The following is a 16,163-nucleotide window of genomic DNA, read 5'->3' as shown; positions in this document are numbered from 1 at the left end:
CCCGGGAAGAAAAAAAAGGCTATCTTTCGGATAACGTGTACAGTATAATATATCTACCTGGGCCGCGTTATTGTAATTCACCGGCTCCGTTTTGCCAACATTCTTACAACTGTAGTAAATACTCAAGTGCGTATGAAGTCTCTTTCTCAACTAACAGATCCAGTTTACGTAAAACCTGACCATGAAACAGCACTCGACCGGCTTTTCAAAAGCTGGATACGGGATGAGCGCGATCTTCCGTTCGTATACCTGACGGTAAAAATTACACTAACACTATGGCCACTGGCTATTATCCTCTATATCCCTGGTATGAATAACTGGATATGGTGGACGGCAGCCATTGCTTACCAGTTTCTCAACAACCTTACTTTTAAAGGACCTTTCGGATTAATGCTGCATTGTACCAGCCACCGGCAGTTCTTCATTAAAAAATATCAGTTCTGGAATAGTTACCTGCCCTGGGTGATAGGCCCCCTGTTTGGCCAAACCCCGGAAGGCTATTATTCGCATCATATCGGCATGCACCACCCGGAAAATAATATGCCGGATGACGACAGCTGTACCATGATGTATCAACGCGACTCCCTCCGGAGCTTCCTTTTATACCTGTTTAACTTTGTTACACAAGGCGTGTGGGACACCGCCCGTTATCACCTGCGCAGAAAAAGAACAAAACTCATGGTGAAGCTGGTCAGGGGAGAATTCTTATTCATTGCCGCCTGCGTGGGCCTGTCGTTCATTAATTTCCCGGCCACCTTTGTGGTATTTATATTGCCCTTCCTGATTTCCCGTGTTATTATGATGGTAGGCAACTGGGCGCAACACGCCTTTATAGACGCCACCGATCCGGAAAATTCTTACAAAAACAGTATTACCTGCATTAATACAAAGTATAACCATAAATGTTGGAATGATGGCTATCATATCAGCCACCACATCAAACCCAGCATGCACTGGACCGAACATCCCGTATATTTTACCAAAACACTGGACGAATACATCAGCAACGATGCCATCGTATTTGAACACATTCACTTTCTCCATGTATGGGCTTACCTGATGGGAAAACGGTACGACTTGCTGGCAAAACATTTTGTCAACATCGGCGGACGCTTCCAGACAGATGCGGAAATTATCTCGTTCTTAAAACAACGTACCCGTAAAATAAGCACGGTGCCGGTGGCCATAGCCGTTGCTGCTGCCTGATAATTTTATATAACTATAGGTAGATGAATAACAATTTATTCATCTACCTATACACTTGTTTCCCCTTTTATTCTCCTCACAATTTTCCTGCATCACCACATTTTAATGAAATAAATACGTAAAAAGTCGTAAGAAAACTGTCACTTCCATTCTACACAACCGCACAAACCCTTTACTACACTACATTTCAAGGTAAAGTCATAAAAGTTATATTATATTATCTTAATGAATATGCTTAATCATAACAATAAGTAACTAAATTTGCGCTCTAACTTTTTTTATTAAAGTAAAAAATATGCGTACTGTTACACTGAAAAGGGTTGTGGTTACCGGCTTGGGAGCATTAACACCTATCGGGAATGATGTAAATACTTTTTGGAACAATATGAAGGCAGGCGTTAGTGGCGCTGGTCCCATTACCAAATTCGACACCACAGAGTTTAAAACAAAATTCGCCTGTGAAGTGAAAGGATTTGATGTGGAAAAATATATGGAAAAAAAGGAAGCCCGCAAAATGGATTGTTTCACGCAGTATGCCATGGCAGCTGCTCAGGAAGCCGTGCTGGATGCTGGTCTCAACAAAGAAGGAATTGACAAAACTAAAGTAGGTGTCATCTGGGCTTCCGGCAATGGTGGAATGCTCACGTTCGAAGAACAGATCGTTGAATTTACACAGGGTGGCTTTATTCCTAAGTTCAACCCTTTCTTTATACCTAAATTAATATGTGACATTGCAGCAGGTCAGATAGCCATGAAGTACGGCTTTATGGGTATTAACTTCTGTACCGTGTCGGCCTGCGCTTCTTCTACCAGTGCACTGGTGGATGCTTTCAACTACATCCGTTTGGGTAAAGCCAACGCCATTGTAACCGGTGGTTCTGAAGCCCCTGTTACCCGTGCTGGTATTGCTGGTTTCAATGCCCTCAAAGCATTGTCTACCCGCAACGAAGATCCTACCCACGCTTCCCGCCCGTTCGATACAGAGCGTGATGGATTTGTAATGGGCGAAGGCGCTGGCGCCATCATCCTGGAAGAATACGAGCACGCCATCGCCAGAGGTGCTACTATCTACGGTGAAATGATCGGCGGCGCTATGACCTGCGATGCTTACCACCTCACAGCTACCCATCCGGAAGGCCTGGGCGCACGCTTAGGTATGGAACAAGCCCTGGAAGATGCAGGTCTTGCTACTACTGATGTGGATTACGTAAACTCTCACACTACTTCCACGCCAGTAGGAGATCTCAGCGAACTGAAAGCCATCGTAGCTGCTTTCGGTGACCATGCACCAAAACTCAATATCAGTGCTACCAAATCCATGACAGGTCACCTGTTAGGAGCTGCCGGCGCTATTGAAGCCATTGCATGTATCAAAGCTACCCAGGAAGATATCATTCCGCCTACCATCAACACCTCCGTGCTGGGCGAAGGTATCCCTACCAATCTGAACCTGACACTGGGTACTGCACAGAAACGCGAAGTAAATGTTGCGATGAGCAATACCTTCGGTTTTGGTGGCCACAATGCCATCGTAGTATTCAAAAAATATAAAGCTTAATAAATACCAGGGAGATTGTTTTAAACATTCACCGGAATTATTTTTTAAGATTTTAAAAGAATTTTAGCGAAGATTAAAGCACTTTACGGGCTTGATCTTCGCTAATTTTTTTAGCTAAAATCCACCAAATCCTTGTCCCGGTTTGCTCCCAAAAAACCAAAATTCGCAATTATGGTGTAGCTTAGTAGTTTAATATTATGGCAAAGAAAAAAGAGAATGTACCCGCTACTTCCGTTGCGCAAGCCCCGGCAGATGAACAAATAGCCATCTTTGGCGCACGGGAGCATAACCTGAAAAACCTGGACCTGGAGTTGCCCAAAAATAAACTGGTGGTAATCACTGGCATCAGTGGCAGTGGTAAATCATCACTCGCATTTGATACCATTTATGCCGAAGGACAACGCCGCTACATGGAGAGCTTTTCCGCTTATGCCCGCCAGTTTATCGGCGACATGGAAAGACCCGATGTGGATAAAATCACCGGCCTTTCTCCCGTTATTTCTATCGAACAAAAAACTACCAATAAGAACCCGCGTTCTACGGTGGGTACTATTACGGAGATATACGACTTCCTGCGCCTGCTATATGCGCGTGCCGGCACCGCCTACTCCTATAATACCAATAAACCAATGACGCGCTTCTCGGAGGAGGAAATACTGGCGCATCTTTTCAAACATTATAACAATAAAAAGCTCGCCATCCTCGCCCCATTGGTACGCGGCCGTAAAGGCCACTACCGCGAACTGTTTGAACAGGTACGCAAACAAGGCTACCTCAAAGTGCGCGTAGACGGCGAAATACAGGACCTGAAAGAAAGAATGCAGGTGGATCGCTACAAAATCCACGATATTGAACTGGTGATAGACCGCATACAGGTGCAGGAAAGCGCCCGTACCCGTATCAGCCAAAGCGTTCAAAAAGCGCTCACCATGGGCAAAGGACTGCTGTTTATCATGGACCACGATACCAACAAAGTGAGCCAGTACAGTAAACAACTGATGTGTGAAGATACCGGCCTTTCCTACGAAGAGCCCAGTCCCAACACCTTCTCCTTTAACTCGCCCTATGGCGCCTGCCCACGCTGTAAAGGTCTTGGTAGCATCTACCAGATCAATATGGATGAAATCATTCCGGATTACAGCATATCCATCACCGATGGAGGCCTCAAACCACTGGGCGAAGCCCGCGATACCTTTACCTTCAAACAGGTACAACAACTCGCTAAAAAATATAAGTTCTCCTTAACCAGTCCCATTTCCACCATCCCACAAAAAGCCCTCAACGTACTGTTGTTCGGCGATGAAAACGGAAAGCTGGAAGTAGACATGAACTACGACGAAGGCAGCGGCAACACAGAATACGCCACCGAATACGAAGGCGTGGTGAATATGGTACGCCGCTATTTCAATGATACCTCCTCCGATCACGTGCGCAGCTGGGCCGAAGGCTTTATGCAACTCAGCACCTGCCCTGAATGTAACGGCGCCCGCCTCAAAAAGGAAAGCCTGTTCTTTAAGATCGATGAGAAAAATATCTCCGAACTCGGAAACATGGACCTGGATAAGCTCCTGGCCTGGTTTGGGAATATCGAAGACCGTCTCGAGAAAAAACAAAATGCCATCGCTAAAGATATCCTCAAAGAAATCCGCGAGCGACTCGGCTTCCTGCTCAATGTAGGCCTCAATTACCTGACACTGAATCGCCCTACCCGCTCCCTGAGTGGTGGCGAATCTCAGCGTATCCGACTCGCTACACAGATCGGATCTCAACTGATGGGGATTACTTATATCCTCGATGAACCCAGTATAGGCCTGCATCAGCGCGATAACATGCAACTGATAGATGCCCTCCGTAACCTGAAAGACATGGGGAATACCGTGATTGTAGTAGAACATGATAAAGACATCATGCTCCACGCCGATCACCTCGTAGACATTGGCCCAGGTGCTGGTAAACACGGCGGACAAATCATTGCACAAGGCACACCCGCTGCCATACTCAAACTCAATACACCTACCGCTGGCTACCTCAATGGTAAAACCGCTGCGGAAATACCTGCCCGCCGCAAAGGCAATGGCAACTTCCTGGAGCTGAAAGGCGCTTCCGGCAACAACCTGAAGAATGTAAACCTGAAACTGCCCCTCGGCACTTTCATCTGCGTTACCGGCGTTTCCGGCAGTGGTAAATCTACCCTGATCAACGAAACCCTGTACCCCATTCTCTCTAAACATGCGTACGACTCCAAAGCCGTACCCATGCCTTATAAAAGTATCAAAGGACTGGAGTTTATAGATAAAGTGATTGAAATTGATCAATCGCCCATTGGTCGTACGCCACGTAGCAATCCCGCCACCTATTGCGGCTTCTTCACGGATATCAGAACCTTGTTCGCGTCCGTGCCCGAAGCCAAAATCAGGGGTTATAATGCAGGCCGCTTTTCGTTCAACGTAAAAACCGGTCGCTGTGATGTTTGTGAAGGCGGCGGCATGCGCGTCATAGAAATGAACTTCCTGCCCGATGTATACGTACATTGCGAGAAGTGTAATGGTCGCCGTTACAACCGCGAAACACTGGAAATACGCTATAAAGGCAAGTCTATCTCCGATGTACTGGATATGACAGTAGATGAAGCCGTAGAGTTTTTCCAGCCAGTACCCTGGATTTACCGCAAAATAAAAACCCTGCAGGATGTAGGACTAGGCTACATTACGCTGGGACAATCGGCGGTAACACTCTCCGGAGGAGAAGCACAAAGGGTAAAACTGGCCACCGAACTTTCCAAGAAAGATACCGGCAAAACCATTTATATCCTCGATGAACCTACCACAGGACTACATTTCCAGGATATACAACTGCTCCAGAAAGTATTGAATAAACTGGTAGATCGTGGCAACACCGTACTGGTCATAGAACACAACCTGGACGTCATCAAAATGGCGGACTATATTGTGGACCTCGGACCCGAAGGTGGTGGCGGAGGCGGTACCATCTTATGTACAGGTACCCCCGAACAGGTAAGTACCTGTAAGGACAGCCATACCGCCCGATTCCTCAAAAAGGAGCTGGGAATTTAATATCTTGCCAACTTGTAAGCAATCAATGAAAAGGATTTACCAGATATTACTCACAGGTTTCATTTTCGCCGGCGTCATCGCCTGCGAAAATGAAACCAAAGTATGCGATCAGACACTGCGCAATGATCTGCATACCCACTTTAAGCGTGATAGCGCCAATGGTGCTTTTATCAGGGATACCATTATGCCCAAAGTAACGGCATATGCCCTGACAAGAGATACGATTTACAAGAAACAACCGTTGTCTGATATATTCTTTCAACTTTCACCGGTGTCAGATAGCAGCAAGTTTTACCTGCAGGTAGATTCTACTGCAGTAGCGGATACTCTCACTTTCAAGTATTCGCGCGTGAAACACTTTATCTCTCCGGGTTGTGGGTTTGGTACCTACTTCAACCTGGATACCGTCCTTACTACCAAACATACCATCGGGTATATTCAGATTAATAATAAGTCCGTAACCAGCAGCAATGACACGCATCTTCTATTATATTTCATTGTCAGTCAGTAGTATTCTCTTTACTGTTGCTGCTGTTGCTCAAAATAAGCCGGCAGCCATTAAACCGGATACCCTGCACAAAACTATTAAAGCAGATACCACCCATAAAATGGTGATGGATACTGTACATAGAACATTTATACCCGTTAAAGACAGCTCCTGGTACATTCCCGGTGGTATACGCATAGGCGTGGATCTGAGCCGCATCGTTTCTGCCATCTACTATCCTTACCGTAAAGAAGTAACAGTAGTAGCTGACGCCCGCATCAACAGTAACTTATATGCCGCCGTTGAAGTTGGATTCACCAGCACTCCGTATAAAGACACCAACTATACCTACAAAGGCAGCGGTATATTTATGACGGCAGGCGTAGACTATAACTTCCTGAAAAGGCAATACCACTCAGAGAAAAATATGTTCTATGGTGGTATCCGTTATGGATTCTCCCACTTCTCCTACGAAGTGCCTACCTATAAAATGAAAAGTGCCTATTGGGGCGATCAACTGACTGGTAGCGTGCCCAAAACAAATGTAAACGCACACTGGATAGAACTGGTAGTAGGTATGAAAGCAGAAGTATTGAAAAACTTCTTCATGGGCTGGAACATCCGGGAACGTATTCTCATCAACAATGTAAAAACAACGGACTTTACCCCACTGGTCATCCCCGGTTTTGGTAATGGCTCTAAGCGGTCCGTATTCGATGTGCAATACACCGTTTCTTATGTAATTCCTTTCTATCGCCTGAAAGAACATGCTCCCAAAACGGAGGTTAAACAGAAAAAAATACCCAAACGATAAGCTGAAAGCATAAAGCGGAAAGCAAAAAGCTATTATAGCGAATGATTAGCGCGAGTATTTAAATTATTTATCCGCTTTGATCATTCGCTATAATAGCTTTTTGCTTTCCGCTTTATGCTTTCAGCTCCTCAACATCTCAATATGCGGAATCCCATCTTCCAGATAAGTATCACTGGTTTGCTCAAAGCCCAGCGAAGTATAAAACCGCTGTAAATATTGCTGCGCACCTATCTTAATAGGCACCTTGCCATAATGCCCCTGCAACTCCAATATAGAGCGCTCCATCAGCTCCCGGCCTGCTCCCTTGCCACGTGCCAGCGGGGAGGTAACTACGCGCCCAATAGAGGCTTCTGTGTACTTGATACCCGGCGCAAAAAGGCGGGTATAAGCCAGCAATTGCCCCTGCTCATCTGTTCCCATCAAATGCAGCGCTTTCTGATCCGTATTATCTAAATCCTGGTAGGCACAATTTTGCTCTATAATAAATACTTCGCTCCTCAAACGCAATATGGCATAGAGCTCTGCTACCGTTAGTTCCTCAAAGGTTTTTATCTTCCAAATCATACCCTCAATTTGCACATAAATTTACTGGATGCTTTCAATAATACTATTATTTTTATACCGACAGACGAATATTTAGCCCAATCGTGCAAACCATGACAGACAAGCAAACGCCGTTCCTCTCCATGGAACATATCACCGTAAGGTACCTCGACAAAACCTTATTCGACACCCTTACCTGGCAGATCAACAAAGGAGAGCAATGGGCCATTACCGGCCCCAGTGGCTCAGGTAAAACAGCCCTGCTAAATACAATACTTGGTAAATTCAATATTATTAATGGTAGCATTCATTACCATTTTTATGATGACTATTGCAGCCAACATACCATCACTGATCCCTGGTTCAATTACCGCAACCTGATGGCCATGGTAGGCCACCACCATACCTTCCGGAACCTTTCCAATACTACCACCGACTTCTATTATCAGCAGCGCTTCAACAGCATGGACGCCGATAATTCTCCTACGGTGATGGAATACCTGGAAATAAGCACCGTGCCCGCACTGGTACAGGCATTGCGCATTGAGCCACTACTCGAAAAGCGACTCATCAAATTATCTAATGGCGAAACCCGCCGCGTGATGATCGCCCGCGCACTCCTGCAGCAACCACAACTGCTGATGCTGGATAATCCTTACATCGGCCTGGATGTACAAGCCCGCAAGGACTTCAGCCGGATGATCAATGACATCATTGCCGCCGGTACCACCGTTTTGCTGGCTACTACGCCCACCGAAATACCAGACCACATCACCCACGTACTCACACTGGAAAATGGCGCCATCACCGGGAAATATACCCGCGAAGCGTTTTTACAGCTACCATTACCTGCTCTTGTAACCGCGGCACTGCCTACTATGGCAACAGACAAAATCGCGGCACTGGTACAAAACAGCACCAGTAATACGTTTGAAACCATCGTCCGTATGGAAGATATCCATATCAAATACGGCGAAAACACCATCCTCCATGGCATCAACTGGACAGTGAAGCCCAACGATAAATGGGCCTTACTCGGCCCCAACGGCGCCGGCAAATCCACTTTGCTTAGTCTGATCAACGGCGATAATCCACAGGCATACGCCAACAAACTATGGCTGTTTGATCGCAAACGAGGCAGCGGGGAAAGCATCTGGGACATCAAAAAGAAGATAGGCTTTGTGTCACCGGAACTACACCAGTACTTCACTTCCCGCGATAACTGCCTGAAAGTAGTATGCTCCGGTTTTTCCGATGTGATAGGCAGCACCAAACCTGCCACACCGGAACAATTGCAAATTGCCAACGACTGGATGAGCGTACTCGATATATCTGAACACGCCAACACGCCTTTTAAACAAGTGTCTGAAAGCGCCCAGCGTATTACACTATTGGCACGCGCCCTCGTAAAAAATCCTCCGCTGTTAATTTTTGATGAACCTTGCCAGGGATTAGATGCTCACCAGAAAATACACTTCAAACAAGTCATAGAACAACTCTGCGCCCACATGMCTGTTACCCTCATCTTCGTTACCCACTACGAAGAAGAACTGCCCAACTGTGTAGATAAGTTCATTCGCCTGCAAAAAGGCGAAATGGTGTAATAGCTTTTAGCTTTTAGCCATTAGCTTTTAGCAAAATGCAGCAAAGACCAACAGATGATGATCTTTGCTGCATTTTGCTAAAAGCTAATAGCTAATGGCTAATAGCTGCCTCAATCCCTCATGTCAATAAATTTCCCGACATTCGCACCTAATAGTTAATCACCCTAACATCCTTACTGATGCACCCATCAAAACGGCTTACTGTTGTAGCAGCCTTATTTCTTTTCATGGCCACCCTGTTGATTGTCAGTGGTTGCCGTACTACCCGAAAAGAAATGAATCCGGAATTTGCCCGGTATATTGAGGCGTACACCGCTGGTATCATTTCCAAACAAAGTGCTATCCGGGTTCACCTGACCGGACAAACAAATGTCACACATACCCAGAACGAAGCCCTGGACAAAGAGGTATTCGAATTCTCTCCCTCCATCAAGGGTAAATCGTACTGGATTGACGCGACTACCATTGAATTCCGGCCAGATGAAAATCTGCAACCTGGAAAAACCTACCAGGCCAACTTTAAGCTGGGGAAAATCATCGATGTTCCTAAAGACCTGAAATCTTTTGATTTTGAATTCAAGATTATCAAGCCTTCTTTTTCTTATGAAAATTTCGGGCTGAAAGCCAGTAGTAACAACACCCTGGACCGTATGACCTTTACCGGCGCTGTATATACTGCCGACGTAGAAGATCCGCAGTCCATCGAGAAAGTACTCACTGCCCAATATGGTGGTAAAAACCTGCCCATCACCTGGCAGCATAATGCCGCCGAACGCACGTCCCGATTCACCATTGCCAATATTGCCCGCGCTAATATTGCCCGCAACCTGGAACTCAACTGGAATGGCGCTCCACTGAAAGTAGACAACGTCACCGAAAAAAAGACCGTCGAAGTGCCTGCCATCGGCGACTTTAAAGTATTAGACGTGAAAGCCCTCTCTGATCCGGAACAACACCTGTTGGTACAGTTCTCCGATCCGGTGAGCATGGCCCAAACGCTGGAAGGACTCATTGGTATCAGCGGTCAAAGCGATCTACGCTACACCATTGATGGTAGCGAAGTAAGCGTTTATACTCCCACCAGACTGGAAGGCAACTATAATGTATTGATCAATGAAGCCATAACAAACATTACGGATAAACGCCTGGGCAAATCTTTCAGCGCCAACGTCAACTTTGAAAATACGCTTCCTTCTGTMAGCATTCCTGGCAAAGGCGTTATCCTGCCGGAAAGCAATAAACTGGTGATGCCGTTTGAAGCCGTCAACCTCAACGCGGTAGACGTTACCATCGTCAAAATTTTTGAAAACAACGTACCACAATATCTGCAACGCAATAACCTCGACGGCAGCGAAGAATTACGTCGTGTAGGCAAGCCCGTAGTAGAGAAAACGATTCGCCTCGATGTGGATAAATCAGTGAACCTGCATAAGAAAAATCGCTTCTTCCTCGATCTCGATAAAATGCTCCGCACCGAGCCTGGCGCTATTTATCGCATCACCATCGGCTTCCGGAAATCGTATGCCATAACCGCCTGCTCCGCAGACACCACCGGCGACAAAACAACATCCGCCTATGCAGATGAAGGCGACGAAGAAGATTATTACGGCGGCGAAAAAATTGACGAAGATGATTCCTTCTGGCAGCGCTACGACAGTTACTATCCTTATGGATATAACTGGGATCGCCGCAATGACGCCTGCTCCAACTCCTACTATAGCAGAGACAAATGGGCTTCCCGCAACATCATTTCTTCCAATATTGGCCTGATTGCCAAAAGAGGCAATGATAACAGCATGGTAGTAGCGGTAACGGATATACGCGATACCAAACCCATGATAGGCGTGGAACTGGAACTACTCGACTATCAAAACCAGGTAATCTATAAAACCAAAAGCGATGGAGAAGGAATGGCTTCCTTTGATCTGAAACGCAAACCTTACCTCCTCATCGCCAAAAAAGAAAATGAAAGAGGCTACCTGAAACTGGATGACGGAAGCTCCCTGCCATTGAGCCGCTTCGACGTAAAAGGAGAAGAAGTACAAAACGGTATCAAAGGCTTCCTCTACGGTGAACGTGGCGTATGGCGCCCCGGTGATTCTGTTTATCTCACCTTCATCCTGGAAGATAAAGGCGCGAAACTACCTGCCGATCACCCGGTAACCATGGAGTTATATAATCCAAAAGGACAACTATACAAACGCATTAATCAACACGAAGGCCTCAATGGCTTCTACAGCTTTGCTACTGCCACCCAACCGGATGATCCTACCGGTAGCTGGGTAGCGAAAGTAAAAGTAGGTGGCGCCACCTTCCAGAAAAATGTTCGCATAGAAACGGTGAAGCCTAACCGGCTTAAAATAAAAATGGATTTCGGCACTAATATGTCGTTGTCCAAAGGCAGCTCCACTGGTACCCTGTCGGCCATGTGRCTGTTTGGCGCTACTGCCCAGCATCTCAAAGCCAAAGTAGATGTGTCGCTGGTACAAAGCAGCACCAGCTTCAAAAACTTTACGGACTACTCTTTCGATGATCCGGTAACACATTTCGACGCAGAAAATAAAACCATCTTCGAAGGACCACTCAACGAAAATGGTACCGCCCCTGTAAATGCCGACCTCCAACTGGGTAAGGTAGCACCGGGACAACTCAAAGCTAATTTCGAAGTAAAAGTATTTGAGCCGGGAGGCGATTTCAGTATCGACCATTTCTCCATGCCTTATAATCCATTTACTTCCTATGCCGGCTTACGCATGCCAGCAGGTGATCGTACCACCGGCATGTTACTCACCGATCAGCCACATACCATTGACCTGGTAGATGTGGATGACAACGGTAACCTTACCAGAGGCAGCAAAGAAGTACAGGTAGAACTGTATAAAATAAAATGGAGATGGTGGTGGGATGAAGGGTCCGATGACGACTACTCCAACTTTACACAAGACAGCTACAATCAGTTGCTGACTAAAGAAACCGTGACCCTGCACGACGGGAAAGGCAAATGGAACTTACAAATAAACTCTCCCGACTGGGGCAGATACCTGGTAAGAGTAAAAGACCTGCAAAGTGGCCATACCGCTGGTAAAGCAGTGTATCTCGACTGGCCGGGCTGGGCGTCAAGAATGCAGAAAGAAAATCCTGCAGAAGCATCCATGCTCGTGTTTACATCAGATAAACAACAATACAAAACCGGCGACGATATTACCCTCACCATCCCCAGCAGTGAAGGCGGACGCGGACTGGTCAGCATCGAATCCGGAAGCAAAGTATTAAAGACCTATTGGATCTCCACCAAGCAAGGACAAACCTCTTTCAAATTCAAGGCGGAGAAAAACATGACGCCTAATATATACGTGAACGTTAGTTTGCTGCAAAAACATGCACAAACGCTCAACGATTTACCGATCCGTATGTATGGTACCATTCCTATTTCTGTAGAAGATCCGGGCACGATTCTTAAACCGGTGATCACCATGTCCGATAAGCTGAAGCCGGAAACAGAAGCCAGCATTGCCGTGAGCGAAAGTAATGGCAAAGCGATGACCTATACCATCGCCATTGTAGATGAAGGCTTGCTGGATCTTACCCGCTTTAAAACACCGGACCCGCATAGCTCCTTCTATGCAAGAGAAGCGCTGGGCGTAAAAACATGGGATCTCTATGATTTCGTGATCGGCGCATGGGGCGCTGATATGGATCGTATCCTCAGCATTGGTGGTGACGAAGGACTGGACAAAAATGCCGGTGGCGCTAAAGCCAATCGCTTTAAGCCCGTGGTAAAATACATGGGTCCTTTCTACCTGAAATCAGGACAAAAACAAACCCATAAATTCAAACTGCCGCCATATATCGGTTCCGTAAAAGCCATGGTAGTAGCGGGTCAGGATGGTGCATACGGCTTTGCTGAAAAAGCCGTGGCCGTGAAGAAACCGCTGATGTTGCTCACTACCGCACCGCGTGTACTGGGCCCATCAGAAACCATTCAGGTACCGGTAACCGTGTTTGGTCTGGAACCCAATATCCGCAGCGCTAACGTGACCATCAGTACCAGCCCATTACTGGAAATAGTAGGAGAACGAACTAAAACAGTGACCTTCTCTCAACCAGGAGAACAACTGGTATACTTCGATGTAAAAGTAAGACCACAAACAGGCGTTGCTAAAATAAAAGTAGTGGCTACCAGTGGCGCTGAAAAAGCAGAAGAAGACATAGAACTCAATGTGCGTAACCCGAATCCGGTGATTACCAACATCATTGAAAATACCCTCGAGGCTGGCAGAAACTGGGAATCCGCTTATAGCCCGGTGGGCATGGCGGGCACCAACAGCGGTACACTGGAAGTATCTACCATTCCATCCCTTAACCTGGGCAAGCGCTTACGTTTCCTCATTGAATATCCACATGGATGTATTGAGCAAACTACTTCGGGCGTATTCCCGCAGCTGGTACTGAATCAGCTGATGGATGTGAAAGAAAGTCAGCTGGCAGAAATTGACCGTAATGTAAAAGCCGGTATCAATCGTCTGAAGAGCTTCCAGACCTCCGACGGTGGCTTCAGCTACTGGCCAGGCGGCGGCAACTCCGATGAGTGGGGTACCAACTATGGCGGACATTTCCTCATAGAAGCACAGGCACAGGGCTATACATTGCCTCCGGGATTACTGGATCAGTGGAAGAAATTCCAGCGCAACAAAGCCGGTACCTGGGCGCCTAGCACGCTCAACTTCTATGGCGGTGATCTTACACAGGCTTATCGTCTGTATCTGCTGGCATTGGCGAAATCACCGGAATTAGGCGCCATGAACCGGTTAAAAGAATTCAAGTATTTGTCTGTCCCAGCCAAATGGCGACTGGCAGCTGCTTATAAACTTTCTGGTCAACCGGAAGTGGCGAATTCACTGGTGCAAAATCTCCCAACTGACGTGAAACCATATACGCAGTTAGGCGGTACCTTCGGTTCTGATCTGCGCGATAAAGCCATGATACTGGAAACCATTACCATCCTCGGACAACGCAATCGCGCCAACGAACTGGCAAAACAAATTGCCGCACAGTTATCGCAAAACGACCAGTGGTATAGCACGCAGACCACAGCGTACGCTTTAATTGCCGTTGCCAAGTTCTGTGGTAACAATAAAGGAGGCAGCAAGATGAACTTTAACTACACGCTCAATGGTGTTAAAGGCAGCGTAAATGGTCAATCGTTTGTGACGCAGATTCCTGTTAGCTTTAACAGCAATGCAGGCAATATCAGCATCCAGAATAACGGACAGAATGTATTGTATGTACGCCTCATTCTGCAGGGACAACCTGATGCAGGCCAGGAACCAGTAGCCACCAACAATCCGGAAATATTAGGTATGCAGGTGAACTACAGCACCCGCGATGGTAAACCACTGGACCCGGCCACCCTCAAACAGGGCAGCGACTTCATGGCAACCGTTACGATCATCAATCCGGGTAAACGTGGTTATTACGAACAAATGGCCTTGTCGCAGATCTTCCCGTCAGGTTGGGAAATACTCAATACCCGCTTAATGGAAAATGACAGCGCATTCCATTCTTCCCCATCTACGTATATGGATATCCGTGATGACAGGGTATATACTTACTTCAACATTGAGGAAGGCAAGAAGCGTACGTATAATGTATTGCTGAATGCGGCCTACCTCGGCAGATACTACCTGCCGGCTACCGCCTGCGAAGCGATGTATGATAATACCATACATGCCTTCCAGCCAGGCAAGTGGGTGGAAGTAACGAAATAGCAGCTAATAGCAGCCATAAAAAAAGCAAAGGAGATAAACGGTCATCTGTTTATCTCCTTTGCTTTTTTACTAACCCTAATCACTAAAAAGATTCGCTAAAATGTTTAACCGTTCTTACTAACTGCGATACATAGCTCATTTCATTATCGTACCAGCTAACCGTTTTCACGATCTGCTGATCACCGGTAGTTAATACTTTTGTTTGTGTGGCATCAAAGAGCGAACCGTAGTGGATGCCAATCACGTCACTGCTTACTATTTCATCGGTATTGTACCCAAAGCTTTCGTTAGCAGCTGCTTTCATAGCAGCGTTCACTTCATCTACTGTTACTTTGCGTTGCAGCGTTACCGTTAGTTCTGTTAATGAACCGGCAATAACGGGAACACGTTGAGAAGTACCATCCAGCTTTCCTTTTAACTTAGGCAATACCAGACCTATGGCTTTGGCAGCGCCGGTGCTGGTAGGAATAATATTTTGTGCAGCGGCTCTGGCGCGTCTCAGATCTCCTTTACCATGAGGGGCATCATGGGTATTCTGATCATTCGTATAGGCGTGTATGGTAGTCATCAGTCCGTTAACGATACCAAACGAATCATCTAATACCTGTGCCATGGGGGCCAGGCAGTTGGTGGTGCAGGAAGCGCAGCTGATAATGGTTTCCGTACCATCCAGTATATCATGATTCACATTATAAACGATGGTTTTGATGTCGCCGGTAGCAGGTGCAGAGATCACTACTTTTTTGGCGCCGGCTGTAAGGTGCGCGGCCGCCGTGCTTTTATCGGTGAAAAAGCCGGTACTTTCCAGTACCACATCTACCGAATGTAATCCCCAGGGGATCTCCGCTGGATTTCTCTTCGCATATACTTTTATCTCTTTTCCATTTACCAGAATAGCATCTTCTGTAGCAGTAACCGTAGCGTCAAACCGGCCCTGGGCAGTATCGTATTTCAGCAGGTGGGCCAATACAGCAGGACTGGTTAAATCATTGATGGCCACTACTTCCGCGCCTTGCTGATTAAATATTTCACGGAAAAACAATCTTCCAATTCTTCCAAATCCATTGATAGCAATTTTCTTGTCAGACATAGATAAATATTTTAAGTGG

At 46.5% G+C, this 16,163-nt stretch carries 9 protein-coding genes; 7 read left to right on the top strand and 2 right to left on the bottom strand.

The window, feature by feature from the left end; all coding sequences use genetic code 11:
- Window positions 1–132: 132 nt before the first annotated feature.
- From AC1DFM_RS25755 to AC1DFM_RS25735, 5 genes are all read left to right on the top strand, one after another.
- Entirely contained in the window at window positions 133–1,206 is a 1,074-nt protein-coding gene (locus AC1DFM_RS25755) for a fatty acid desaturase family protein (RefSeq protein WP_477079648.1), read from the top strand.
- A gap of 295 nt (window positions 1,207–1,501) precedes the next feature.
- Window positions 1,502–2,764 carry a beta-ketoacyl-ACP synthase II gene (gene fabF, locus AC1DFM_RS25750; RefSeq protein WP_477079647.1) on the top strand — a complete coding sequence of 421 codons (1,263 nt, stop codon included), beginning with the start codon at window positions 1,502–1,504 and terminating at the stop codon, window positions 2,762–2,764.
- 197 nt (window positions 2,765–2,961) lie between these two features.
- Window positions 2,962–5,838: an excinuclease ABC subunit UvrA gene (uvrA, locus tag AC1DFM_RS25745; protein WP_477079646.1), complete on the top strand. Its 2,877-nt coding sequence runs from the start codon at window positions 2,962–2,964 to the stop codon at window positions 5,836–5,838.
- A gap of 25 nt (window positions 5,839–5,863) precedes the next feature.
- Window positions 5,864–6,349, top strand: coding sequence for a DUF6452 family protein (locus AC1DFM_RS25740; RefSeq protein WP_477079645.1), 486 nt, complete (start codon window positions 5,864–5,866; stop codon window positions 6,347–6,349).
- A complete protein-coding gene (locus tag AC1DFM_RS25735; RefSeq protein ID WP_477079644.1) occupies window positions 6,309–7,139 on the top strand; it encodes a DUF6048 family protein in 831 nt (276 codons plus the stop codon). The genes AC1DFM_RS25740 and AC1DFM_RS25735 overlap by 41 nt, the downstream gene beginning before the upstream one ends.
- Before the next feature lie 120 nt (window positions 7,140–7,259).
- Here the strand turns inward: AC1DFM_RS25735 and AC1DFM_RS25730 are convergent, their stop codons facing one another.
- Window positions 7,260–7,703 (bottom strand): GNAT family N-acetyltransferase, encoded by a 444-nt coding sequence (locus AC1DFM_RS25730; RefSeq protein ID WP_477079643.1) that lies wholly within the window; start codon window positions 7,701–7,703, stop codon window positions 7,260–7,262.
- A gap of 92 nt (window positions 7,704–7,795) precedes the next feature.
- On the opposite strand from AC1DFM_RS25730, the gene AC1DFM_RS25725 reads away from it, so the two are divergent.
- Entirely contained in the window at window positions 7,796–9,286 is a 1,491-nt protein-coding gene (locus tag AC1DFM_RS25725; RefSeq protein WP_477079642.1) for an ATP-binding cassette domain-containing protein, read from the top strand.
- A 179-nt stretch (window positions 9,287–9,465) separates the two neighbouring features.
- Window positions 9,466–15,054, top strand: coding sequence for an alpha-2-macroglobulin family protein (locus AC1DFM_RS25720; protein ID WP_477079641.1), 5,589 nt, complete (start codon window positions 9,466–9,468; stop codon window positions 15,052–15,054).
- 82 nt (window positions 15,055–15,136) lie between these two features.
- On the opposite strand, the gene gap is transcribed toward AC1DFM_RS25720, so the two are convergent.
- Entirely contained in the window at window positions 15,137–16,144 is a 1,008-nt protein-coding gene (gap, locus tag AC1DFM_RS25715; protein ID WP_477079640.1) for a type I glyceraldehyde-3-phosphate dehydrogenase, read from the bottom strand.
- Between the last annotated feature and the right edge of the window lie 19 nt (window positions 16,145–16,163).

The sequence above is a fragment of the Chitinophaga sp. 05T412 genome (assembly GCF_056396465.1).
This window is presented reverse-complemented; position numbering and strand designations above follow the sequence as displayed.